Genomic DNA, 263 nt, shown 5'->3' on the forward strand with positions numbered 1-263 from the left:
TGCATCGGCCTGCAGATGGACATCCTGGCGTTGCTCGACAAGCCCTGGCTGTTCGCGCTGGGCATCATCTGGATCGCCGTGCACATCGCGATCCTGTGGGGCGTGGGCCGTTTGTTGAAGGTGCCGCTGTTCTATTTCGCCATCGGTTCGCAGAGCAACATCGGTGGGCCGGCCTCGGCGCCGGTGGTGGCTTCGGCGTTCCATCCCTCGCTGGCGCCGGTCGGCGCCTTGCTCGGCACGCTGGGCTACGCGACCGGCACCGG

General features: G+C 67.3%; 1 protein-coding gene. It reads left to right on the top strand.

From position 1 onward, the window contains the following. On the top strand, positions 1-263 hold a 263-nt coding region (locus HKX41_11905; protein ID NNC24838.1), incomplete at both ends, for a DUF819 family protein.

Source organism: Salifodinibacter halophilus, assembly GCA_012999515.1.
Classification (GTDB): Bacteria; Pseudomonadota; Gammaproteobacteria; order Nevskiales; family Salinisphaeraceae; genus Salifodinibacter; species Salifodinibacter halophilus.